Source organism: Kribbella sp. NBC_00382 (assembly GCF_036067295.1).
In the GTDB taxonomy this organism is placed as follows: Bacteria; Actinomycetota; Actinomycetes; order Propionibacteriales; family Kribbellaceae; genus Kribbella.
In genome coordinates, this window is the sequence record NZ_CP107954.1 from 7,186,294 (window position 1) to 7,210,875 (window position 24,582).

At 68.2% G+C, this 24,582-nt stretch carries 16 protein-coding genes; 3 read left to right on the forward strand and 13 right to left on the reverse strand.

The annotated features are described in order from the left end of the window. The first annotated feature begins 12 nt into the window (after positions 1 to 12). Together OHA70_RS33930 and OHA70_RS33935 are read left to right on the forward strand one after the other, a co-directional pair. A complete protein-coding gene (locus OHA70_RS33930) occupies positions 13 to 681 on the forward strand; it encodes a response regulator transcription factor (RefSeq protein ID WP_328324708.1) in 669 nt (222 codons plus the stop codon). Beyond that, a complete protein-coding gene (locus OHA70_RS33935; protein WP_328324710.1) occupies positions 653 to 1,771 on the forward strand; it encodes a sensor histidine kinase in 1,119 nt (372 codons plus the stop codon). Before OHA70_RS33930 ends, OHA70_RS33935 begins: the two co-directional genes overlap by 29 nt. Here the strand turns inward: OHA70_RS33935 and OHA70_RS33940 are convergent. The 11 genes from OHA70_RS33940 to OHA70_RS33990 all read right to left on the reverse strand — a co-directional run bounded on the left by OHA70_RS33940 (position 1,728) and on the right by OHA70_RS33990 (position 22,099). After that, positions 1,728 to 3,539: a copper resistance CopC/CopD family protein gene (locus tag OHA70_RS33940; RefSeq protein WP_328324712.1), complete on the reverse strand. Its 1,812-nt coding sequence runs from the start codon at positions 3,537 to 3,539 to the stop codon at positions 1,728 to 1,730. The genes OHA70_RS33935 and OHA70_RS33940 overlap by 44 nt on opposite strands. Then, positions 3,539 to 4,021, reverse strand: a complete 483-nt coding sequence (locus tag OHA70_RS33945; protein WP_328324714.1) for a hypothetical protein — start codon at positions 4,019 to 4,021, stop codon at positions 3,539 to 3,541. Before OHA70_RS33945 ends, OHA70_RS33940 begins: the two co-directional genes overlap by 1 nt. A 63-nt stretch (positions 4,022 to 4,084) precedes the next feature. Continuing rightward, positions 4,085 to 7,120, reverse strand: a complete 3,036-nt coding sequence (locus OHA70_RS33950; RefSeq protein WP_328324716.1) for a multicopper oxidase domain-containing protein — start codon at positions 7,118 to 7,120, stop codon at positions 4,085 to 4,087. A gap of 11 nt (positions 7,121 to 7,131) precedes the next feature. Beyond that, a complete protein-coding gene (locus OHA70_RS33955) occupies positions 7,132 to 8,421 on the reverse strand; it encodes a multicopper oxidase domain-containing protein (protein WP_328324718.1) in 1,290 nt (429 codons plus the stop codon). A 16-nt stretch (positions 8,422 to 8,437) separates the two neighbouring features. Next, positions 8,438 to 9,691, reverse strand: coding sequence for a multicopper oxidase domain-containing protein (locus OHA70_RS33960; protein ID WP_328324720.1), 1,254 nt, complete (start codon positions 9,689 to 9,691; stop codon positions 8,438 to 8,440). A gap of 80 nt (positions 9,692 to 9,771) precedes the next feature. Further along, entirely contained in the window at positions 9,772 to 15,192 is a 5,421-nt protein-coding gene (locus tag OHA70_RS33965) for a hypothetical protein (RefSeq protein ID WP_328324722.1), read from the reverse strand. A 196-nt stretch (positions 15,193 to 15,388) separates the two neighbouring features. Further along, positions 15,389 to 18,067 carry a bifunctional YncE family protein/alkaline phosphatase family protein gene (locus tag OHA70_RS33970; protein ID WP_328324724.1) on the reverse strand — a complete coding sequence of 893 codons (2,679 nt, stop codon included), beginning with the start codon at positions 18,065 to 18,067 and terminating at the stop codon, positions 15,389 to 15,391. 90 nt (positions 18,068 to 18,157) lie between these two features. Further along, positions 18,158 to 19,531 carry an ABC transporter permease gene (locus OHA70_RS33975; RefSeq protein WP_328324726.1) on the reverse strand — a complete coding sequence of 458 codons (1,374 nt, stop codon included), beginning with the start codon at positions 19,529 to 19,531 and terminating at the stop codon, positions 18,158 to 18,160. Beyond that, entirely contained in the window at positions 19,531 to 20,481 is a 951-nt protein-coding gene (locus OHA70_RS33980) for an ABC transporter ATP-binding protein (protein ID WP_328324728.1), read from the reverse strand. The genes OHA70_RS33975 and OHA70_RS33980 overlap by 1 nt, the downstream gene beginning before the upstream one ends. Before the next feature lie 134 nt (positions 20,482 to 20,615). Next, the gene (locus OHA70_RS33985; RefSeq protein WP_328324730.1) at positions 20,616 to 21,434 is read right to left on the reverse strand and encodes an NADPH-dependent oxidoreductase; all 819 of its coding nucleotides are present in this window, start codon (positions 21,432 to 21,434) and stop codon (positions 20,616 to 20,618) included. Positions 21,435 to 21,463: 29 nt separating this feature from the next. Further along, entirely contained in the window at positions 21,464 to 22,099 is a 636-nt protein-coding gene (locus OHA70_RS33990) for a DJ-1/PfpI family protein (RefSeq protein WP_328324732.1), read from the reverse strand. A gap of 63 nt (positions 22,100 to 22,162) precedes the next feature. Here OHA70_RS33990 and OHA70_RS33995 point away from each other — a divergent pair, with 63 nt between their 5' ends. Then, complete coding sequence (locus tag OHA70_RS33995) at positions 22,163 to 23,500, forward strand: aminotransferase-like domain-containing protein (RefSeq protein ID WP_328324734.1); 1,338 nt, start codon at positions 22,163 to 22,165, stop codon at positions 23,498 to 23,500. Here the strand turns inward: OHA70_RS33995 and OHA70_RS34000 are convergent. Both OHA70_RS34000 and OHA70_RS34005 read right to left on the reverse strand, forming a co-directional pair. Then, positions 23,497 to 24,321: a M55 family metallopeptidase gene (locus tag OHA70_RS34000; RefSeq protein WP_328324736.1), complete on the reverse strand. Its 825-nt coding sequence runs from the start codon at positions 24,319 to 24,321 to the stop codon at positions 23,497 to 23,499. The genes OHA70_RS33995 and OHA70_RS34000 overlap by 4 nt on opposite strands. Positions 24,322 to 24,352: 31 nt before the next feature. After that, a complete protein-coding gene (locus OHA70_RS34005; protein WP_328324738.1) occupies positions 24,353 to 24,493 on the reverse strand; it encodes a hypothetical protein in 141 nt (46 codons plus the stop codon). Between the last annotated feature and the right edge of the window lie 89 nt (positions 24,494 to 24,582).

A 24,582-nucleotide genomic window follows, 5' to 3' on the forward strand; every position in this document is an offset into this window, starting at 1 on the left:
CCTGGGGGGCAGATGACGACGATATTGGTGGTTGACGACGAGCCTGAGCTGGTCCGCTTCGTCCGGCGCGGACTCGAGGCCGAGGGGTACCAGGTGCTGACCGCGACCGACGGTGCGGACGGCCTGCGGATGGCGCTGACCAAGAAGCCGGACCTGATGGTGCTCGACCTGAGGATGCCGGAGGTCGACGGCGAGGCCGTGATGGCCGGCGTGCTGGCCCGCTGCCCCGCCACCCGGATCCTGGTGCTGTCCGCGGCCGCGGACGTGCAGGCCCGGGTGCGCTGCCTGGAGCAGGGCGCCGTGGACATCCTGGCCAAACCGTTCGCGATCCGGGAACTGCTGGCCAGGATCAGGTTCAGGCTGCGCGAGTCGACCGACCGGGACCCGGACGAGTTCATGCTCCGGGTCGGGCCGATCACGCTCGACGTCCGGACCCGGCGCCTGCGGGTGGACGGCGCCGAGGCGGCGCTGTCGGAGCGGGAGTTCCTGCTGATGCAGCACTTCATGCGCAAACCGGACCTGGTCTGCTCGCGCAGCGAGTTGCTCTCGGCCGTGTGGGGCTACGACTTCGACCCGGCGACGAACGTGGTGGACGTCTGCGTCCGCCGGCTGCGGGCGAAGATGACCAGGGACGTGATCCAGACGGTGCGCAATGTCGGTTATCAGCTTCAGATCGCGTGACGCCGGCGTCGCGGGCTGGTTCCCGCGGCTCGGGCGGGGCATGCTGCGGCCGCACTGGTACCGGTTGATCGACGCCCTGCTCGCCGTCTTCGTGCTGGCGATGCTGGTCGCGATGAACCTGATGATCGAGCGTGAGGTGATCCCGTACCACCTGCTGTTCCTCGCCCTCACCTTGGTCTACGGCTTCCGGGTCTGGCCGTTGCGGCAGACCCTGCTGGTCACCTTCGCGATCACCGTGGTGACCGGCTGGATCCTGGTGGCGCACCAGATCCAGGACGGCAGCAGCCGGGCCGAGCTGGCCGAGGTCCCGTTGATGCCGATGCTGTTCCTGGCGATGGTCTGGCACGCACGCCGCCGGGTCGCCGCGCAGCAGCAGGTCGAGCTGATGGCCGAAGAGCGGTTGGCTCTGTTCGACCGGGAACGGCAGTTCTTCCGCGAGGCCTCGCATGCGATGCGCACCCCGGTGACCATCGCGCGCGGCCACCTCGAGCTGCTCGAGCCAGTGGTGAGCGGCGACGAGTCCCGGCAGGACCTTGCCATCGCGATGCGCCAGGTCGACCGGCTGTCCGCTTTGTCGACCCGCTTGCTGGCGCTGGCCAAGCTGGACTCGGGCAGAGCCGTCCGGCACCAGGAACTCGACCTGAGCGGGTTCCTCGACCAGATCGGGAAGAACTGGCGTGACGGTGCCGACCGGGACTGGGTGGTCGGCCGGCTGCCGTCGATGCCGGCTCTCGCCGACCCGGTCTGGCTGGAGCTCGCCCTGGACGCGCTGATCGAGAACGCCGTGCACTTCACCGGCCCCGGCGACCGGATCAGGTTGTCCGGTGGCGTTTCCGGTCAGTGGTACGTGATCGCCGTCGCCGACTCCGGGCCGGGGATCCGGACCGAGGACCTGCCCCATGTCTTCGACCGGTTCTGGCACCGGCGCCCGCCGAACGCCCCGATGGGCAGCGGCCTGGGGCTGCCGATGGCGCAGGCCACCGCCAAGGCGCACGGTGGCCGGGTCAGCGCCTCGCGGGCACCTGAGGGCGGCGCCTTGTTCGAGCTCACCCTGCCACGTCAGCAGGACTCCGGTCCGGTGGAGGACTGACCTCAAGCATGGTTCCCCGGCGCGACACCTGGCGGAGCCGGGCAAGCATCGCCACCCACCAACCGCCGGCGAGCAGGATTGTCACTGCGAACCACAACATGATCAGCTCCTTCTTGATCGGATCGGTGGACACGAGCACCGGCCGGGCCGTCGTGTTCGCCCCACCAACAGCCCAGGCATAGCTGTGCACGGCGTCCGGCAGGCCCGGTCGCCGCACCGTCACCTCAACCCGGGAGCTTCCACTGCTGTTCAGCACTACGGCTGCGGACCAGCGACCGTCGGCCAGCCGCTCGGCCCGCACACCCGGCAAAGAAGGGCCGTCAGCGTCGACCACGGCCACGGTCACCTGCTGGACGGGAGCGGGGGCCGGTCGCCGGGTGTCGAAGACGTCGACCATCACCAGGTTCCGGCCAGGCAGATTCGGGCGAACCGCCAAGGTCTGCTGAAGATCCGCCACCCGGGAGTCCTGCAGCGGTACCACCTCAGCGGCAGGATCTCTGACCAGCTGCGGCTCGACCGCGGGCTGGCCACTCGTGATCACGGCCGCCAGGCCGAGTACGACCACGGCCAGCCCCACCTCGGCCGCAAGGGTCGCGTGCCGCAGCATCGGTCCTGCCGTCCGCCGTAGCCGGAAGTGGTTCGCGAGACCGAGCACGCCGATCACCGCGAAGACTCCGACCTTGAGCAGCAGCGTCCGGCCGTAGAAGGTGACCAGCGCGGCGTCGACCGAACCGATCACACCACTCGTCAGGTAGATGCCCGAGGCAATGATCAGGCTGACGCAGCCCGCGGCAGGCACGCCGAAGGCGCGGAGTACCGCGAGAAGCTCGAGCCGCGGCCGCCGATCGCGCGCGGACCAGGCGAACCACAGTCCGAACAGCACCGCGCCGGACCAGGTCGCGGCCGCAATGACATGCACCGCGTCGGCGACGACCCGGGTGGACAGCAGGCCGTGCCCGGCACCCGAGTGTCCGGTCAACGCGCTGCCCACCGCGACCAGAGCCGCGCCCAGGACCAGTACCGGCCCACGCCACCTGCGGAGGCGACCAACAGCAGCGCCTATCAACAGCAGGAAGCCTGCCTCACGGACACCCCAGCGCACGCCGTACGAACTGCTGAGCAGCTCCGTCGAGCCCGCCCGCGACGTCTGATAAACCAACAACAGAAGGGCTCCGAGGGCACCCGCGCAACCGCCGATCAGCTCGCCACGACGAGCCAGCCGGGACCATCCGGCACCGGCCGTAGCTGCCTGGCGACGAGCGATGCGACCCATCAGCGCACCGCCAAGTGCGGGCGCCAGCGCGCCGAAGACCAGCCAGCGCAGCAGCACCTCACCCGGAGCAGGCACCGGTTCATCGAGACCGGCAGGAGCCACCGCGTGGCCGACACCGAAGACCAGAACACCCGCAGTCTTGTGAAGGTCGTCGGCCGACAGCGTCTGCCAGGACACCCGGTAAGCGCCCTTCGGTAACGCAGGCAGCGTGGCCAGAACGTCGGACGGCTCCTCGCCTCCTTCTCCCACGACTCGCACGTTCGTCACCTGGTAGTGCTTGCCGTCCTCAGCCACCACGTCGATCAGCGTCGCAGCGGGAACGACGGTCTCGCTGAACGCCAGCCGCAGCCGGGTAGGCGCCACTGACAGCGAGGAGCCGTCCGCCGGACTGGTCGAGGTGAGGTACGCATGGGCACTCGCGGTCTGCGGAGACCAGGTGAACAGAACCCCGACGAGGATCAGCAAGCCGACGAGCCGGCTGCGTGTCCCGGACATCAGAGCACCGGCACATGCAACAGGCTGAGGTCTCCCAGCTTGATCGTGGCCTCCTCGCCGTGCCGCAAGGCGCCCTTGGTGTTCTGGTACACCAAGTAGTAGGTCTGGCCGGATCGCAGGCTGTGCCCCTGTTTCATCACGGACACCCGCTTCGTCCCGCCGTCGCGGTCCTCGCTGCGTAGTTCCGGCGGATGCTGCACATCCGACTGGAACCGGGTGGCCTTCTCGCTGTCCAGTACGACGTAGGTCAAGGTGACCAGTCCCCCGTCGCCGACCACAGCGACCCGGGAGAAGCGCACGCCGTACTGCTCCTCGATCGACGAGCTCTGCGGGAAAGCAGCGGGATCCGATGACCCCCACAGCTTGACCGCGGCCAGCCCGCCCGCGACCAGCGCTACCGCCAGGACGGCGATCAGGATGACCAGACGATTGACCCGGCGACGTGGCGCCGGGATGACTTCACGGTGAATCGTGTCCAGCATGGCGGTCCCCTCCCAAGGACGGCGCCGGAGCCCTGATCCCCCAGGGCTCCGGCGGTCTTACCGCTACGGCATCGTGTACCTGGTCGAGGCGAAGCTGTCGAAGTACGCCCGTCCAGTGGAGCTCGCGCTGATCCCGGCCGACACGCCCAGCCAGGCCGTGTCGATCCGCAGCGTGCTGGTGTTCCCGGTCTGCAGCTGCCGGCTGACCCCGTCGACCGACAACCTCACCGATCCAGCACCCGTTCCCGTGGCCGGCCCCGAGATCCAGTCCACCTGCAGAGTGTGGGTTCCGCTGGTGAGCGTGACCCAGGCTCCGGTGAGAGCCCCAGCACCGCTCCGGTCGAGGATGGTCCGGACCTGCACCGAGCCGGCGTTAAGCCGGTACTCGAGCGCGTAGACCTGACCGTTGGCCGCAGTCCGGCCCTGCAGCAGGCTCAACGCCGTGTTCGCGTTGGTCCCCGAGGTGAGCGTGTTCCGGTTGAACACGAACCTCGCGTGGTACGACGTCTCCGCCGCCGGCGTCAGATCGGTCAGGTAGCCGTTGTTCGGCAGGGTGACCTGCAGACCCCGAGTACTACCTGGCTCGATCGCAGTCGGCAGAGCGGCAGTGGTCGTGTTGAGGACACCACCGGTACTCGCTCCCCAGAACCCGAAGCCGCCCGACTCGAACGTGTCGGAGAAGATCGCGTTCGGCCGCTGCACCGAGACCGTGGTGTTCACGGACTTGCTCCAGTTGCCGGCCAGGTCCTGCACCCGCAGGTTGAACACCTGGTTGCCCGGCGGCACCGAGGCCAGCGGCACGGTCACCTGGACCTTGCCGGCGACCACGCTGACCGGGAGCGAGATGCCCTTGCCGACACCGGGATCGGTGCCGCCCAGCCAGTACTCCGCCTTCGCGATCAGCGAAGCGTCCGTGACCGGCGCGGTCAGCGTCAGCGTGGTCGCCCCGTTGGTCGGGTTCGGTGACGCGGTCAGCGCACCGAGTACCGGCACCGTCTTGTCGACCACCAGGTTCACCGCGAACAACGGTCCCCAGTTGCCGGCCGCGTCCTGACCACGGACGTAGACGTGATGGGTGCCGTCGGCAAGCGACTTCACCTGGGTGAGCGGGATCAGCCCGTAGAACGCCTCACTGGTCGAGTTCAGCGTGCCGTCGACGGCTACCATCTGCAGCCCTGTTCCGCCGGCCGGGTTGGGTGAGGCCGGATCCAGGAACGCCTCGGCATCCGTCAGCAGACTCTGCACCGCGCCACCGGCATCCTTGTCGGTGATCTGCGCCGAGACCAGCAGGTTGCCCGGGTGACTCTTGTCCGCGAGCAAGCCGTTGGTCGGGTTCGGCCCGACACTGGCCGCGTCGACGGCCGGACCGGTCACGTCGATCGGCAACGTGATGTCGAGCGGCGGTCCCCACAATCCCAGCGAGTCCTTGCTGTGCACGAACACGTGGTGCTGGCCCTCGCCCAGGGTGCCGAGTAGCGCTGGTGGCAGGTCCGCGTCCTCGGACACCACCGTCGCGCTCCGGTTCAGCGTCAACGCCGTTCCGGTGCCGTTGGCGCTGACCGTGTCGAGGAAGTATTCGGCAGCCGTGATCAGCCCACCCGCGTCGGTGTCGTCACCGGTCGCCGAGATGCTGACCGTGACCGCGCCGTTGGCCGGTACGTCCGCGATCGACCCGTTGATGGTCTGCGGACCGGTCTTGGGCAGGTTCAGGATGGCCGAGCCGACGACGCCCCAGTTGCCGACGGCATCCAGCGCCCGCACGAAGACCGTGTGCCGGCCGGCGTCGAGAGCAGCGAGTACCGCGGTACTGATCGAGCCGGTCGCGCCGGTGATGCTGACGCCGCTGCCGGGCAGCGACATCGGCGTACCGAAGCCGACTCCGGTCGTCACCGCATCGTCGATGACGAACTCTGCCTGGCTGACCGCCGACCCTCCGGTCGTGGCGTCACTGAGGTCGGCTGTCACCGTCACCGGTGCGAGACCGGTCGACGGGTTGGGCGACAGCGCGATGTGATTCGAGACCGGCCCCACGCCGTCGGTACTGGGTGGCGGCGCGTTCGTGTCGAGGAAGGTGAGCATGCCGCCGAAAGCGAGCTGGCTGGGATCGGCGGTGTGCTGGCCGTTGTTGTCCAGGTGCCTGGCGGTCTCGTACAGCGCCAGCTTGGCCTCCGGCCCGGTCGGCATCGTGACGAGCGAGTCGAGCGTCTGGCCGGGGTCGATGCTCTCGGCCGCGACCGTGGTCGCATAGTGCGCGGGATGCCCACCCTGGGCGATCTCGGTCTGCAGTCCGCCGAGCACCGTCATCGGGTGCGTCAGCGAGCCCACGTTGACGTACCGCACCAGGACCTTGTGTCCCTGGTCGGTCGCGATCGGGTCACTGGCCGGGTACGGCTTGCCGTTGATCAGCCGATACTTCGGGCTGAACTTCCGCAGGTCGAAGGCCGCCGGGTTCGCGTTGAACGCCGGGTCGATCTCACTCAGCACGACCACCGCGTCGTCGTCGTACCCGGAGGCCGGGTAGCCGGCCGGCTGGGTCCCGTACGCCGTGCCGTCGGTGGGCAGCACCACGAAGGCGCCGGCCAGGCCCATCGCGACCTGACGAGCGCCACCCGAGGTGTGCCCGGCCTCGTAGAGGAAGGTGCCCGCTCGGCCGGCCGTGAAGCTGTAGGTGCGAGTAGTACCTGAGGCGACACCGGTCGAGTCCTCTCCCCCCGCCGGCAGCGGCTGACCCGGGAACGCCAGGGAGACGCTCTGTCCGGCCACCTGGTTGTGCAGCGTGACGGTCACCTGGTCGCCCTGGTGAACCACCAGCAGTGGGCCCGGCGCCGTTGCCGAGCCGGTTGCTCCGGTAGCGGAGAAACCCCAGATCGGGACCGGAACGCCCAGCAGAGTGGTCGTACCGGTCATGGCGTAGAGGTCGCAGGCAGCGGTGCCCGCGCCGAAGGTGCAGCCCCTCGGCGTGAGCTTGCCGACGGCAACCGATGCCCGGCCCGGCAATTGCTGTGCTGAAGTGGGCGTTGCGGTGGCGTGCAGCGACAGTGTCACGCCGAGCGTCGCGGCCGTCAGGATCGCAGCGGCGACACGGAATCTGTTCGTCATCGTCGGAGTCCTCACTGGCCCGGGCAGCCGGCCGGCGGGTCGATGCGGAAGACCGTCATCATGCCGCCGAAGGCTGCTCCGTAGTTGGTCGCTTGTTCCAGCGCGTGGCTGTGCGCGATGTGGTAGTACTCGCCACATTCGTTGTTCTGCGTCAGGTTCGCCGGCACCGGGTTCTTCGTGCCCAGGTAGCCGCTCTCGGAGAACCAGGTGTCCGGGCCGACCAGCAACTGGTCGGTGATCGCCGGGATCTGGGTCGGGATCGGGTTCGTGGTCGCGTTCCAGTGCTCGACGTCACGCCAGTCCATCAGCACGTCCAGGGTCTGCCCGGGACCGACGTCCAGGTCGTACTTCTGGTACGACAGGTCCTGGCCGGCCGGGCCCTGCAGGGCATGCCCGTCGCGGTTGACGACGCGCTCGTCGCTGCCGTGCGGGTGGAACGGGTAGTTGACGCTGCCGGCGTTCAGGTAGCGGATCGTGGCCGGCAACGGGTTCGTCGCGGCATCGTACGGTTTGACGTGCACGAGCGCGCCGTACGGCTGGGCCGGCAGCCAGGGTGCGTTGTTCGGCGCCAGGGTGTCCGGCATGCTCCGGCCGTTGATCAGGAAGTACCGCGACTTCGAGCTGTTGAGGTCGACCGGCTGGTTGCGCTCGACGGCGAGGTGCACGTCGGGATCGATCTCGGAGAGCAGGTAGACGTACTCCTTGCCGTTCGTGAAGGCCGAGTCGGACCGGTCGTTGACCTGGTTCGCATGGCCCGCGGGCCGGACCACCAGCGCGCCGTACAAGCCCATCTGCTGTTGCTTGCCGACGTCGGTCCCGGTCACGTAGAGGTAGGTACCGGGGCTTCCCGCCGTGAAGGTGTAGGTGACCGATCCGTCGTTGGCCGCCGCCGGCTGGACCAGTGAGGTCAACGACCCGCCGGAGTCGAACTGTGGCTGCGCCGGGTTGCCGTTCGCCTTCACCGACTGCTGTCCGGGGAAGACGATGGAAGTGGCCTCAGGCAACTTGTTGTGCAGGATCACGGTGACCGGCCGGCCCGACTCCACGCAGAGCGTGATGCCCGGTGACTGGAAGCCACGCTTGCTGTTGCCGTAGCTCCACATCAGGATCGAGTTGCCGTCGGGCGTGGAGACGTAGCCGTCGCTCGCCGTCAGTGAGAAGGTCTGGTTCGGGTCGGTGTCGCAGAGCAGGCCCTCCGACATCGCCGCGGCCGAGGACTGGGTCCAGACCACGGCAGGGGTGATCACCAGGACCGCAGCCGCGGTCAGGGACAGTAGCCGCTGGATCGAGAGTCGTTTCATCGGATCATCGCCCCCATCACGCGTTCGCCGCGGTCTGCGCGGGATAGGTGCCGGGTGGGCCGACGATGATCTTGGTCATCATGCCGCCGTAGCCGGCCCCGCCGCCGTTCTCGAGGTAGGAGTACTTGCGGTCGTACAGCAGGTACTCGCCGGGTCCGGGTGCGATGAACAGCGCATCGCGGCTCTCGCCGGGCCCGATCTCGACCATGTTGGTGGTCAGGTAGTTCGTGGTGCCGTCACGCCCCCTCAGCAAGCTGGCGTCCTTCGCGATCACCGTGAGGTCGAGGTTGTCCACCGTCATCGCGTGGTTCTGGTAACCCAGGTTGGACAGCCGCAACAGGACCCGGTCGCCCGCGTTGCAACGGATCAGCGAGGAGATCGGCTGGTACTGCAACTTGCCGCCCGCGGTGCTGAGCGGGTCGCCGTTGGCTGCGATCGTGTCCGGATAGGCCCGGCCGTTCAGCAGCCAGAAGCTCGGGTCGTAGTCGGTCCAGTCGTTTACCTGGATGTGCGCGTCCCGGTAGTGCGCTGCCGACCAGAGCTCGGTCAGCATGAACGCGAACTCCCGGTCGTACGCCGTCGAGCCGTCGCCGTCGTTGTAGGCGTACCGCTCGCCCGGATGCAGCGGCGTGCGGTTCTGGGCCGGGCGCACGAACACCATCCCGGTCATCCCCATCTGGACGTGCTCCACGTCCTCGAAGTGGCAGTGGTACATGTACGTGCCGGCGTCGTGCGGCCGGTAGAAGTAGGTCAGATCGCGCCCGATCGGCACTGCCAGCGAGAGCTCTGGCACCCCGTCGAACAATGGGATCGCGTTGACGAAACCGTGCCAGTGCAGGGTGTGCCCGTCGAACAGGTCAGGCCGTTGGGCCAGCCCCAGGTTGGTGAGCGTCAGGTAGACGTCGTCGTCCTCGTCGAACGCCATCATCGGCGCACTCACCTGCGCCTTGCCGCGCTGGGCAGCGACCAGGTTGGAGCTCATCCCGGTCACGTCGCGGAACCCGAAGACGTAGGTGTTGAACGGGCTGGGCGCGAGTGGGTCGGGGAAGAACGGCGGGTCGGGCGGGGCATCGCCCGGCATCGCCACCCAGCCGTCGGTACCGGCCAGGTGGACCTGCTTCTGCGGATGGGCGACGGTGGCGCGGTTCGGCGCCGCCAGCACCTGGCTCGAGCTGAGCAGCCCGCCGCCGAGGACGGCACCGCCGACAACGCCCGCGCTGGTGAGGAATGAACGCCGCGACAGTCCGCGCGGCAAGGATGTGTCAGTCATTGGGATCTCCCGTTGCTGGTCGATGTGCTCTGTGGAATGTGCGGCCCGCCTTGGGGGGTCTAAAGGCGGGCCGCACAGCTTCAGGGCGTCATCTGGTCCGAGCCGGCGTCGTACCGGCGTTGTACGAAGGGGAAGACCCCAGTGACGGTCGGGCGGGGCTGGCCGTCGATGTCCGGGCTGTGGGCGCTGACGGTGTAGCTGAACCCCGAAGTCGGGGTGCCCCACCGGACCACCGTGTTCGCTCCTCCCAGCCCGCGGGCGGACGAGGCTGGTGTCGCTGTGGCCAGATGGAAGTCGCCCATCAGGTTCGGCGGCAGCAGTTGCGCCACGATGGCCGCCTCCCGGAAGGCCGGGTACGACCGGACCGAGAGCACGTTGACGCTGACCTCGTACGGGGACACGAAGCCCGGGTCGACCAGCGAGTTCGACGGGTCCGGAGCGGATCCGGTCTCGTCCTGCAGCACCGAATGGGTCGGCGTGAGCAGGGCCCCGGGAACATCAGCCGCACCCATGTCCCACGAGTTGACGCTGTTGTCCGTACCGTCCGGCAACTTGCCGCCGATGCCATAGACCCAGCCACCGCTGAAGTTGCCGGCCCGGTTGTCCCAGAACACGTCGTTCAGGAGCGTCGGCTTGCTGAAGGTGGTGTTCGCCAGCGTCTGCGAACCCGGGAAGAGCGAGGTGTTGCGCAGCCTTGCCTGCAACGGATCGCTGTTCGCCGCCGTGGACAGTCCGGCCGGGGCCGGATCGCCGTTGCTGGTCACCGCCGTGGCGGTGGTCAGGTTCTTCGTCACCGTGTTGTTGACGATGTTCACGAAGGCCGAGTCGTCCAGCGCCAGGCCGCCACCCTCATGGGCGGACACGTTGTCGGCGATGGTGTTGTCGGCGATCAGGATGGTCTGCGGGTCGGAGCGGGAGATGTGCGATCCGCTCGTCTGCAGCAACCGGATCCCGCCACCGTCGTCGTTGGCCAGGTTGGCCTGGATCGTGTTGCCCTCGATGGTCACCGGTCCGGTGCCCGGCGACAGGGCCGTCGGGGTGGCCGGTAGCTCGCCGGCGATCATCACGCCGCCGCCCTCGTCGTACGAGGCGTTGAACCAGATCCGGTTGTTCGTGATGGTTCCTCCGGCGGTACCGCCGCCGTTGGCCATGTAGCCGTAGGCAGTCAGCGCTCCGCCGTACTCCGCGGAGAAGTTGCCGCAGATCGCGTTGGCGTTGATCTGGTAGCCGTCGCTGCCGGTGAACAATCCGATCCCACCGGCCAGGTTGGTGCCGCCGTTGTCGCGGATCTGGTTGCGGGCGATGGTCGCGTTGAAGTTCTGGTTGTTGCCGACGTACGGCGTACCGATCCGGACGCCACCGCCGTACGAGCCGCCGTTGCCGTGGATGACGTTGTCGGTCACCCGCAGGCTACGGACGTTCGCGTGGGCATAGACGCCACCGCCCTGGGTGACCAGCGCACCGGCTGCCCCGTACGGAGTCTTGACCGCACCGGTGAGCACGTTCACGTTCCCCGGCTGGTCAGCCTGGGCACCGCCCGTGATGCTCATTCCGTCCAGCGTGACCGGCCAGCTGTTCGGCGTCAGGCCGGCCAGCGCCGGATCGTCGAGCACCGTGACGACGGCCGAGTCCGGTACCGCCGGGTTGCCCGTGTAGGTCAGGCTGCTCAGCAGGTTGATCCAGGCCGTGCCGTTCGGGTTGTCGAGGTTGAAGCCCGACCCGTCGAGGATCGTTCCCGGTACCCAGGCGTTGTCCGAGTCGAAGCCACCCGGGCCGACCCCCTGGATCCGGACCTGGTGATGGACGATGACGTTCTCGTTGTAGTCACCCCTTGGGTTGGTACTGGTCTGCGCGTTCGGCCAGATCACCACCAGCCAGTACGGCCGCGCAGGCGTGATCACCTGTCCGCGGGGGTTGCGGATGACCCGGTTCGGTCGCGCCGCCTCGAGTCCCGCCTGGACTGTCTTGTACGTCTTCGTCGGACCGACCTCGATCAGGACCGGGTTGTTCTGGTCCGTGCCCGGTGTCGACGCAGTGGCTGCCGCCAGCACCTGAAGGGTCAGGCCGTTGACGCTCTTGAGCCCGCTGTGACCGGTGATCGCCAACTCGGCCGCGCCCAGGGCGAACCCGTTCGGCACGGTGAAGGTGATGCTCTTGTCGGTCCAGCTGGTCACCGTCATCGTCGTTCCGTTGAGCGTCACCCGGTCAGGTGCTCCCGCGGCGCCGAAGCCGAGACCGTTGATGGTGATCGAACGGTTGGGGTCCCCTCGCCTGATGTAGGGCCGGCTGACCGCCAGCAGTTGCGGCACGGTGGCACCGAGATCGCACATCGTCGGATTCACCGTCGTGGTGTCAGGTGCGAGCACGGTCGCCGCCACCTGAGTAGGCGCCTCGTCGGTCACTGTGTAGAGCCCCGGCCAGGCCTGGAAGTTGGTCGCGATCGTCCGGAACCTCGAGTTGTAGTCCGGGTTGAGCGCGCCTGGCTGGCCTGGGTCGTTGCCGACGAACCGGTACATGTTCGGGCAGGGGCCCGCCGGCAGCGGGCAGTTGTACGTGCCCGTCGACGGTTCCAGTGCCTCGTACAGGCCGTTGAAGTCGGTGTGCACGGTGTCCATCAGGCGTCCGGACCAGTCGTACAGGCCGACCGGGACGAAGGGCAGGCCCTGCGCCTCGCCGTAGTTGACGCTGCGCTTGTCGAGGGTCAGCCCGAGGTCGTTCAGCGTCAGTCCCCAGAAGTGCGTCGGGATCGGGACCTCGGTGAACAGGCTGAAGTTCGGCGCGACCGCTTGGTTCGCCCGCAGACCCACGAGCTTGTCGTCGCAGGACGGCCTTTCGTAGCCCTCGAACGGGCTGCCGCCGCCGGCATTGAAGGCTTCGTTCGTCACGTTGACGGTGTGCAGCGGTCCGGCGCACGGCGAGATGATGCCCGCCTGCTGCGACGGCGGCTGGTCCGGTGGTACCGGGGTCGGATCCGGCGGACCGGCCGGGTCGTTCGCCGCGGCCGGGGTGGCCGGCGGGTAGTTCTCCTGTGGCAGGTAGGTGTCACCGTCGAAGACGTTCACGTCTTCCTCGGCGGTGGACTTGTACATCGGCTTGCCGTCGACTGGATCGCTCGGGATGTCGACCGAGACGATGTAGTCGCGGGCCGGCAGATCCTGTTCCGTGCCGGCCGGCAGCGGCGCGTAGAGCGCCAGCCCGTCCGGGTTGTGCACGGTGTCGGTCGGCGGGTAGAGGTTGATCTTCGAGGTGGCGAACCCGTAGTTCCCGTTCACCGTCTGGCTGCCGCCGGGAGCGTCGCTCGCGCCGACCGCCAGGCCCAGCATCGGCGCCTCGACGCACATCCTGTTCGCGGCCGCGCCGAACTCCGGAAGTGCCTGCTGGTCGGTCAGCGGCTGCCCGTTGTACATCCGCGCGGTGCAGCCCCGCGGTGGCGCCCACTTCTCCGAGGTATAGGAGTCCTGGACCTCCGGCCCCTTCACGAACGCCCCGTACTTCGGGTTGTCCTGCAGCACGCCGTCGCCGTCGGGCACCTGCTTGGGCTCGGTCTCGTACCCCTGCCGGCAGAGTTCCGTCGGCGTGGTCGCGGTGCAGGCCTTCGGCAGGTAGAGCTTCACGGGGATGTCCGGGATGCCCGGCTGGTACGGCTCGGTGGCGACCTTCGCCGGGTCGAGCTCATTGCGGGTGGTGTCGTAGGTGACCGTGCCGACGATGCCGCCGTTGGTGCCCGGATCGTACGGCTGGACGCCCCAGTCGATCTGGCCGCGCAGGCCGATGATCGGCAGGAAGTTGATGTCTACCAGGCTGCCCAGCTGCGTGGTCGCCTTGGTCTCGTTGGCGCCCTTGTAGGTGATACCGGTGGTCTTGTAGCGGGTGTTGAAGCCTTCCAGGATCAGCCACTTGCCGAGCGGGTAGGTCTCCTTGATGTCGTAGTTGCCGTTGACATCGGTGCTGGCCGTGTTCATCGCCTGGTCCATCAGCGAGTTGTCGCGCTCGCGGACGGTCAGGCCGAAGCCGGGCACGGCCCGCTCACCGGTGTCGCGCTTGCCGTTGCCGTTGGCATCGACGAAGACGCTGCCGGTGATGTGGCTGAACCAGCCGACCAGCATCTTGTTGCCGACGTCGGTGACGTCACCGTTGTGGACCTCGACGTTGAAGCTCCAGAGGATGTAGTCCTGGTCGTCGTCCCACAGAGTCAGCTGATAGGTGCCGTCGGGCACGTTCTTGATGTCGAAGCTGCCGTCGGCCGCGCCGCGACCGACGTACACGGCCGCGTCGCCCGCGTCGAGGTCGGACAGCGCCACCCACGGGTTCGGGAGCGGGCCGTCGGACTTGGCGCCGGCGAAGCCGGTCTCGGGCACGACCTGGCCGTTCTGGCCGCCGATGTAGGGCAGACCGGCGATGGCGACACCCTTGATCTCACCGGTCGGCGGTGTGCCCGCCGGTGGGGTGATGGCCCGGGTACGGACGAAGCCGAACTGGACGGACGGCACGAGTTCACGGCCACGCACCTGCTCGGTGTCGTACCCGGTCTCGCCTTCCTGCTGCCAGATGTCGTGGTCGTGACCGCCTTCCAGCGTGGTCGTCTGGACCCACTGATAGGTCTGGCCGGGAGCCGGCGCAGGCGGTGTAACCGTGGCCGCGTAGCGGTTGGGGCCCATGTTCGGGATGACGATCTGGCCGGTCGCGTCGCTGACGCACTTGCCGGTCGACCGGGCGGCGTCCACGATCGGCTTGTTGTTGCCGTCGAAGAGCATCGGGCCAGTGCCGTTGGCGTTCGCGTGCTGGTACACGGTGCACAAGGCGTTGCCGTAGTAGTCCGTGCTGACCAGGCCGAGAACATCGGTCAGGGTGGCGCTGAAGCCGGCCAGGCCCTGCTCGGCGTCGACCTCGTAGGTTCCATCGACAGGGACACTGTCGTTGAACACCTGGATCCGCAGGGTGGTCAGCGGCAGCGGGGTCGGATTCATCCGGACCACCGCGTGCGCGGTGGCGCCGGAAGCGACGGTGAAGTGCTGCCCGTCGATCTTGAAGCCGTCGGCGGTGACGGAGATCAGGTACTTCCCGGCCGGCAGGTTGCCGAGCGCGGTGCCATCGCTGAGATCAGCCTCGGTGCCCTGGGCAACGATCGGTGCGAACCCGGAAGTATTCCTGGTCGACGGCCACGGGCAGCTGTCGGCGTAGTCCGGATCGGCCGACCCGCCGGTCGCCGTAGCCGGCAGGCACTGGCCCGTCAGCTGGTTCGCCCGGGTGCCCGGATTGCCGGTGTCGTCGACGTTGATCAGCCACTTGTAGTGCGGCACGGGATCGCCCTCGTGGACGAATCCCGGTCCTGAGTTGACCGAGCGCGCGCTCTCCACGTGCAAGGTCAGGCTGCCGGGCCCGGCAGCCTGCGCGGGCACCGCACCTCCCGAAGCCTGCCCCACCGAGACGAGCGCGGCGATCATGCTCAACCCCACCAGCGCTCGCAACCATCTGGGCGCGGATGTCCGTTGTCCTGTCACAGCCCCTCCCCCACCTGTCGACACGCGTGAGTCCTCCCGACGTCACGTCTGTCGCTCGCCAGCGTGGCGGAGCGAGCAACACCCCGACCGCAGATGACGGCGGCGTCATTTGTTTGTCACCGGCCGCTCCTCACGACGAAAGGCCCCCGCCCGGCTGGGTTGCCGGGTGGGGGCCCTCGTTGGTGGTCGGCTCAGCTCAGCCGTCGTTCTCCGCTGCTGGGATGGCGGCGCCTGGTACGTCTTGCGGGGCGTAGAGCTGGTTCTCGCCGGGGTACGGCTTGGACCATTCGTGTGCCTGGTACCAGTCGAAGTGGTTCATCTGGGCCGGGTTGGCGAAGTCGGCCCGGGCATCCGGGCCGGTGAGACGCTGCTGCGACTTCCAGGTGTCCCACTTGGCGGCCAGCTCCTGCTTGTCGGCAGGGACGGTCGCCTTGGGGGCCGGGGCCGCTGCCGGGTTCTGCGCCGCGGGAACGTCCGCGCCACAGGAGGGCAGGTTGGCGGTGCTGAGGCCCGCGGTCAGGGAGGTGCGGTTGGGCAGGTAGGTGAACGGGGTGAAGTCGGGCTTCGTGGTGAAGGCCGTCGTCATCGGGCTCGCCGCGCTGTCCTTCTGGTTCATCGGGTGGATGCCGAGGATCTGCTCGATCGTCCGGATCATCGTGATCTGCGTGTAGTACCGGTTGTCGACGACGCCGCGCTGGGCGTACGGGCTGATGATCTGGATCGGCGCCCGGTGGCCGTCGACGTGGTCCATCCCGGCCTGGGAGTCGTCCTCGACCACGAAGATGGCCGAGTCCTTCCAGTACTTGCTGTGCGAGATGGTGTCGACCATCTTGCCGACCGCGAGGTCGTTGTCGGCGACCTGGGCAGCTCCGTTCGGCGGGCCACCGGTGTGGTCGCTGGACAGCCAGAACATGTTCAGGTTGGCCGGACCGTTCGTCTCGAAATCCTTCTTCCAGATCTCGTTGCGGTAAATGTCCGGCACCGCGGTGTCGAACTTCGGGAAGCCGGGCACCGACACGTCGTTGAGCGACGGGATCGGCGACGACGAGTTCAGCGGGTACGCCGTGGTCGCACCGGTCGACGCCATGTTCTTCGTGTCGCAGTACAGGTTCTGCCAGGTCGCACCGGCCGGCTTGGTGAGGAACTGCTGGAACTCACCGAAGTCGCGCACGGTCTTGCCGGCCGCCTGCGCACCGGTCCAGATGAACCCGGTCCGCTGGTGGCCGAGGGCATCGTCCTCGGTGTCGTAGCTGCGCAGGTACTCACCGGCCGACGACTCGGTGTACTCCGGGTTGTCGGCCTGCATCAGCCAGTTGTGACCCTCGGCGGAGTTCGTGCCGATATCGTAGGTGTTGTCGTACAGCCCGAACTGCTTGGCCAGCGCGTGCTGGTTCGGCGTCACGTTCTCGCCGTACTGCGCGAGCGCGGGGTCACCGTTGCCTTCCGGGATGTCGCCGTAGAGCTGGTCGTACGTGCGGTTCTCCTTGACGATCATGAAGACGTGCTTGATCGTCGACGGCTCACCGAGCCGGTTCGGGACCGGTACCGGCTTCTTGTTGCCCTGGCCGACCCGGACCGAGCCCTTCGTCCAGGCGTTCTGCTCGAAGACCGCGTCGGTGCCGTTGCGGATCTCGCGATCCCCGGGCAGCTTGAACCGCTGCAGGCTCGACGTCGTGTCGTGAGTACCGTGCCCGGCAGCCGTCGTCGGGCGGCGGGCGTCGATACCACGGGTGTTGGAGACCAGTACCTGGTCGCCAACGGTGGCGATCTCCGCGGGGAAGTAGTCCGTCGGGAGCAGCCCGATGTAGCTGACCGGCTCCTGCGCGGACGTGTACTTGTAGACGGCGACCGCGTTGGCGCGGCCCAGTGTCACCAGCAGATGACCGTCGTCGGTCAGCGTCACCGCGTCGGGCTCGTAGCCGACCGATGCCTCCGGCCACGGCTGCGTGGCGATCGTCTGGACGACCTTGTCCTTGGCCGTGTCGATGACCGACACGTCGTTGGTCGCGGTGTTGGTGACGAAGAGTGCGCCGTCCTTGGCGTACAGCGCGGTCGGGTGCAAACCCACTGCGATGCTCGCTGGTGGCGCGCCCGGCGCGTTGAGATTGATGACGCTGACCGTGCCGCTGGTGGTGGCAGCAGTCACCTGGGACGCCAGTACCTGGGTGCCGTACGAGTTGATCGTCGGTTCGCCGGGTCCTGCCGGGCGGCCGCCCTCGTTGCTGATGTAGAGCTTGTCGCCGACCTTGACCATGTCACGCGGCGCGTTGCCGACGGCCCAGCTCTGCTGGATGGCTCCGGTCGCGGCGTCGATGGCGACGACACGGTTCTGGCCGTTGACCGCGGAGTACACGGTCGAGCCGTCGGCCGAGAATACCGGCTCCGCGACCAGCGCGTGCTTGGCACCGTCCGCGGGGATCGCGACGAACGTCGGGTTGGCGAGACTGCCGTCCGCGTTCACCGTGAACTTGCGATAGCCGTCGGTCTGGCCCAGCCACAGCTGCGACCCGTCGGGCGAGTACGTCGGCCCTTCCTGACCGATGTCGTTGCCCGGGATGCGCAGGTTCGCCGCGGCGTTGTTGCCGATCAGCTGCTGCACTTTCCAGGTCGACAGGTCGACGATGGCCAGTGCCATCCCGCCGTCGGTGATCGAGGCCGCGACGTGCTTGCCGTCGGGGCTGACCACGGACGACATGATCTTGCCGTTGTTGATGACGAGGCGGTCGCCGATCGGCTTGATGTACTGGTCGCTGGAGACGACCTGACCCTTGTCGGTGACCTGGCCTACCTGATCCGTTCCGAACATGTCCGTCTTCGCGACGGCGACGCCGGTACCGGCGGCCACGACGGCGACCGCGGTGGTACCCGCTGTCACCCGTGAGATCCGTCGGCCGACTTGTCGAGCGGCGAGGCCGGGGCCCCGTTGCTCGCGCCTGCGGCGGGTTACTTGCATCGAGCTTCCTTTCTAACTTGCGGACAGCAGTTCGACATTGGCGTCGAACTGCCAGAGCGGGTTCGGCTGGTCGCCGGCGGGTGTCTGCACCAGGAAGTAGCCGTTGACTTCCTTCGGTCCGTCGCCATCTGCGACGTAGCGCCCGTTCGGGGTGAGGTCGAGCTGGTAGATGGCCGAGCCGGCGGCCGCGATGCCGGGCAGATGCCAGGTCACCACGCATCGCCAGTCGTTACCCGGTCCCTCGGCATCGAGTTGGCCGCCGCCCTTGGTGCAGGCCGCCGTCGTGTTCAGCTGCTCCTCGGTCACATCGGGCCGGTTCAGCTGCTTGGCCTGGATGCGATACAGGTGCGCGAAGGCGGTCGCGACCGACCGCTGCACCTTGTCCTGGGTGATGCCGGAACCAGTCGCGCCAGTTGCCGGCGCGATCACGCCGGTGGTGACTCCGAGCAGTACGACCAGCGGCAGCACTCCGAGCCAGATCGCCCGGCGGGAGGATCCGTCGTCGGTCAGGTTGGTGAAGTCGCGGCGCAGGAACAGCAAGTAGGCCAAGGCTGTCGCGACCAAGGCCCAGACCAGGCTGACGATGATGCCGATCAGCAGTGGACCGACCTGGGTGGGGCTGGTGAACAGACCGTTCCAGGCGATGAACGCGTACCCCGGCAAGGCGAGCCGGAAGGCGACCGGGATCGGCAGCATCTGGGCGAGCTGCATCACCAGTGCGACGATCGCCGGTACCAGCAGACCCATCGGCGAACGGCCGAGCGCGATCGACCCGAGCAGCCCGATGGCGGCCAGCGCGAGGGTCGGAGCGAGCACGCAGGCCCAGGCGAGCAGGACCTTGCCGGCCGCGTCCGAGGACGACAGCAGGTGACCGTCCAGGCCGATCAGCGGTTGGTTGCCCACCGCAACGAGTCCGCCGACGGTGCTGCCGGCGACCAGCCCGGCCACCAGGAGCAGGATGACGGTGAGGCTGGCGAGCGATTTCGAGACGAAGATCCGCCGGGGCGACCGGACCGCGACGAGCAGATGCCGCCAGGTGCCGAGCCGGTCCTCAGAGGCGAAGACGTCACCGGCGATCATCGAGGTCAACAGGGGCAGTGCCCAGGTACCGGAGAAGCCGAGCGTGACGAGCGGTCCCGCCCAGGCGGTCGCGTGCATCCAGCGGCCGAACAGGGTGTCGACCGGCAGGGAGCCTTGCTGGCTCACCGCGGCGACGAAGACGGCGGGGGCAATCCAGCAGGCGATCACCAGCAGGCGCACCCGCCACTGGGAGACCAGCTTGACCAGCTCGAAGCGGTAGCCACGCGCGACAGAGACCCGGCCCGCGGTCGGTGCCGGCGTTGGCTCTGCCGGCTCTGCGGCGACGTCAGTGACGGTCGCGGTCATCAGTTCTCCTGCTGGTCGGTAGCGGCCTGATCGGTGAGCGCCAGGAACGCGGCTTCTAGTGGTGACACCACGGGAGCGAGTTCCCGGATCGCGACGCCCGCCTGGACGAGCCGGACGACTAACTCGTCCAGAGCCGGTACCTCCGCCCGCACCACGAGCCCGGACTGAGGTACTCCGCCGGTCGCCTCGACGACGTGAATGCCGGCCGTCTCGCCCGCCACTCGCCCCGCTGCCTCGTGGTCGGAGGTGAGCAACCGATAGTCGAGCTCACCGTTCTCGCCGGCCAGCTTGCTCAGCGGACCCGAGAAGACGACGCGGCCGGTGGCGAGGATGGTGACCTCGGAACACAGCTCCTCCAGGTCGTCCATCCGGTGGCTCGACAGGACGACAGCCGTCCCCTCGGAGGCGAGCCGGGTCAGTACGCCGTGCACGTGCCGCTTGCCGGCTGGATCGAGACCGTTGTACGGCTCGTCGAGCACCAACAGCCGGGGCTTGCTGAGCAGCGCTGCGGCCAGTCCGAGCCGCTGGCGCATGCCGAGCGAGAAGCCACGGACCCGGTCGTCGGCGACATCGGTCAGTCCGACGTCGTGGAGCACCTCGTCGATGCCGGCTGTGCGCGGATCACGGCCCTGGAGGGCGGCCAGCGCGGCGAGATTCTTGCGGGCGGTGAGGGACGGGTACAGGCCGGGGCCGTCGACGAAACCGGTGACTCCCTCGGGTGCGGCGAGGGCCCGGCCGACCGGCGTACCGAGGATCTGGAGGTTGCCCTTGTCGGCTACCGCGAGGCCCAGCAACAGCCCGAGCAGGGTGGTCTTGCCCGCACCGTTCGGCCCGACCAATCCGTGGATCTGCCCCTGTTCGACCTCCAGCTCGATGCCGTCGAGGGCGACGACCTCACCGAAGTACTTCTCGATTCCCCGGGCGCGGACGGCAGGGGACGTCTTCTTCATCAAGCGAACTCCGTCGGGGCGGAAACAATGTGGCGGGCTACCTGACCACGTTGTCACCAACTTCCCGCGACGTCACTACCTCGCCGGTGACCCGAAGGTGAACACTTGTTGACCCCCGGCTCGGAACCAGCCGGTCAGCGGAGTTCGAAGCCCTGGGTGTGGAGTGCCGTGCGGAGGTGTTCGCGGCCCTTCAGCCCCTCGATGCTGCCGAAGCGGTGAGCCACTCGACTGACCCAGCTGCTCGGCAGTCCCGCGGTGGCGTAGAAGGCGTTGAGGAGTTCTTCGTAGGCCTCGACGTGGGCGCGCTGCGGGGCGAGGGCGTACTGCTCGTGGTGCAGCACCGCCTGCTGCGGGAGCCGGGGCTTGACGGCCGCCTCGTTTCGCTGGTCCGGATGACCGACCGTGAGACCGAACACCGGGAATACGTTCGGCGGCAGCCCGAGCTCCGCCGCGACCTCGAGGGGCCGGTTGCGGATGGCGCCGACGAAGACCGTACCCAGGCCGAGCGACTCCGCGGCCAGCGACGCGTTCTGCGCCGCGAGCGCCACGTCGATGAACGAGAGCAGCGCCGCCTCGACGAAATCCGCACCCTCCGCGGTCGCCGAGCCGATCTCGGTGGTCACCTGACGAGCCCGGGCCAGATCCGCCAGCCAGACCAGCAGCAAGGGCGCGTCGACGATGAACTGCTGATCGCCGGCCAGGTGTGCGAGCCGCGCCCGGCGCTTGTCGTCCCGGACGGCGACCACACTCCACAGCTGCAGGTTCCCCGACGTCGGCGCCGACTGCGCCGCCGCGATCAGCGCCGCCAGCGTCTCGTCGGACACCGCGTCCGGCCGATACCCGCGTACCGACCGATGCGCCAGCTGCTGCTCGAGAACCTCGCTCCACGCCCCCGGCACGTCGAAGCCCGCCCCATACCGCAACCGATACGACTCTTCCGCAGCTGTGCTCACCCCACCGATTCTCACCGATGTCGACTACCTCACTGGACTATGTCCGCCATCCGATCCGAGGTGAGCGACAGGAAGGGAGTTACGTTGGCCAGAGCTCGGGTCACGTACTCGTCTTTTTCGCCGACGGGGGCGACGTAGTGCATGGCGTCTGTGGCGGCTTCGAGGCTGTGGAGACGGGCGATGATCCAGGTGGCGAGGTAGGTCGATGCCAGGCAACCGCCGGCGGTGGCCAGGTTGCCGCGGGCGTAGAACGGCTGGTTGAGGACCTCGACGCCGGCCGCTACGACCCACGGCTTGGTGGTGAGGTCGGTACAGGCCGGTACGTCGGTCAGGTGCCCGAGTTTGGCGAGGACCAGGGTGCCGGAGCATTGGGCGCCGAGCAGCTGGCGGCTGGGGTCGAGACGGCTCAGGGAAGCCATGATGGCGGGGTCCTCGACGACCTCGCGGGTCTTGCTGCCGCTGCCGACGATGACCGCGTCGGCGGTACAGGCCTCGTCGAGGTCGATCATCGCGTCGATGGTGACGCCGTTCATCGACCGCAGCCGTGGCGTCGGGCCGGCGATCGACACCCGCCAGCCGGGTTCGGCGACCCGGTTCAGGACGCCCAGGGCGATCAGGGAGTCGAGTTCGTTGTAGCCGTCGAAGGTCAGGATCGCGATGTGCATGGGGTCGACGCTAGAAGCCTCGATCCATGACGATCCAGAAATTGTCCTGCATACAATGCGGCGGTGAGAGTCCCGAAGTACAAGGGCGTGGTGGATGCGCTGGCGGCGCAGCTCCGGGACGGCCGGTGGCCGGCCGGGCATCGGTTGCCCACGCATCGCCGGCTGGCCGCCGACGAGGGCATCGCGGTGGTGACCGCTTCGCGGGTGTACGCCGAACTGGAGGCAATGGGCCTGGTCAGCTCCGAGCAAGGCCGGGGCACGTTCGTGCGTGATCTCGCGGCCGCGACCGGCGATGACGTCGATCAACGCGAGGTCGCGGTCGATGCCATCGATCTGAGCTTCAACTACCCGGCGATGCCCGGGCAGGCCGACCTCCTCCGCCAGGCCTTGCGCGACCTCGCGACCGCAGGCGATCTCGAAGCGCTGCTGCGCTATCAGCCCCATCGCGGGCGGACTCAGGATCGGGCCGCGGTCGCTCATCATCTGCGCCGGCGGGGACTCGACGTCGGCCGCGAACGAGTCCTGATCGTCAATGGTGCGCAGCATGGTCTGGCGGTGACGGCGATGGCCCTGTTCCAACCCGGCGACGTGGTTGCGGTGGATGCGCTGACCTATCCCGGATTCGTCGTGCTCGCGCGCACCTTGGGACTGGAGCCGGCGCCCTTGCCGATGACCGAGGCCGGACCCGACCTCGATGCACTCGACCAGTTGTGCCGGCGTCGCCGGGTCCGCGCCATCTACGCGATGCCGACCATGCACAACCCGCTCGGCTGGGTGCTCGACGGCTCCCAGCGCACTCAACTCGTCGCCATCGCCGAGCGGCACGGCGTATCGATCATCGAGGATGCCTCGTACGCCTACCTCGCCGAGGATCAGCCACCGCCGCTGGCGACGATCGCGCCCGACCTCACCATCTACGTCTCAGGACTGTCGAAGAGCATCGCGCCCGGTTTGCGAATCGGCTTCATCGTCGCGCCGACCGCACTCATGCCGGCGCTCGAGCGCGCCATCCGGGCAACCACTTGGCACACGCCCGGCATTACAGCGGCGATCGCCTCGCGCTGGCTGACCGACGGTACTGTCGACCGCCTCGAGACAGAGAAGCGCGCCGACGCCCGCCTGCGCCAATCGATCGCTGCGGAGGTACTGGCTGGGTTGCCGCTGGTACGTCACCCGTCCTCGTACTTCGTCTGGCTCCCGCTCCCCCAGGACGCCCGCCCGGACCGGATCGCGGCAGCCCTGGCTGACCAACGCATCGCCGTCTCCACGGCCGAGCCGTTCGCCACGACCCCCACGGTCCCGCACGCCCTGCGGTTGGCACTCGGCTCGGTCGGGATCCCCGAGTTGCGCGCGGCGCTTCCCGTAGTACGGACGGAAGTCGATCGCGATCCCTACCGCTAGTCGGCGATGCCTCGCGTCAGCAGCACCATGGCGATGAAGCTGCGGAAGAGCTCCAGCGGATCATCGTTGCGCAGGGCAACCACCTGCTCGGCCTGCCGCTCGACGTTCCGCAGCGCGCACACCAGCTCCGCGAAGGCCTCGTTGTGGAACCGTACGGTCAACTCCGCCGGCTGCGTGATGCTCGGCAAGTTGAACTCGGACAGCCTCTCCAATGCACGCTGCGCGCCGTCGTGGATCAACTCCCGAGCGATCTCGGGATGCACGGACAGAGCGGCGTGGTGCGAGACGGACTCCTTGACGACGACCGCCTCGATCCCGGGACAGAACGGTTGCGCCTCATCGATCGTCACCTGGTCACCCGAGATGAGCACCACCGGAACCCCATGCGCCAGCGCCACCAACGCGTTGACCCCGGCCTCGCCGGTGACCACGCCATTCAGCCGTACCTCGGCGATCGCCCGCGGGTTGTACGTGTGATGCAGCACGGACGACGTCGCGCCCGCTGACCCGTGGTACGAAACGAAGAGCGCCGCGTCGAAGGAATCATCGAGCCCTTGCATCATGTACAGCGGCTTGTGCCGCCCGGACAGATAGCTCGCGCGCCCATGCAACTCGTCCGGCCGCAAGTTCTGCATCGTCGAGTGCGAGTCGTTGACGAGAAACTCCGTCGCCCCGGCGGCCAACGCACCATCGATCGCTGCATTCACTTCCGCCTGCAGTTGCCCGCGGTAGTACTCGTACTCCTGCCCCGGCCCCCGGCACTGACTCCAGTCGACGACCCCCGCGGTCCCCTCCATGTCAGTCGACAGAAACACCTTCACAACTGCCACCTCCTGCCGTAGCCGACCGCCATCATCGCGCGACGGCCCGCTTCGGCGCAGCCGGGATCGACACCTCACCGAACGTGGTCGGCACCTTGGCGAACGTGCTCGCGGCGGCGGCGCCATCCGTCCCGTCGTCGCCGCAGTCGGCCAGGCCGACCATGGCGATCACGAGCAGGACGAACGGATCAGGCCGCGGGACCCCAGGATGCGCATGGCATGAAGTTAGCCTTACCTAAGTAAGACCTACCGCGGGGTCCC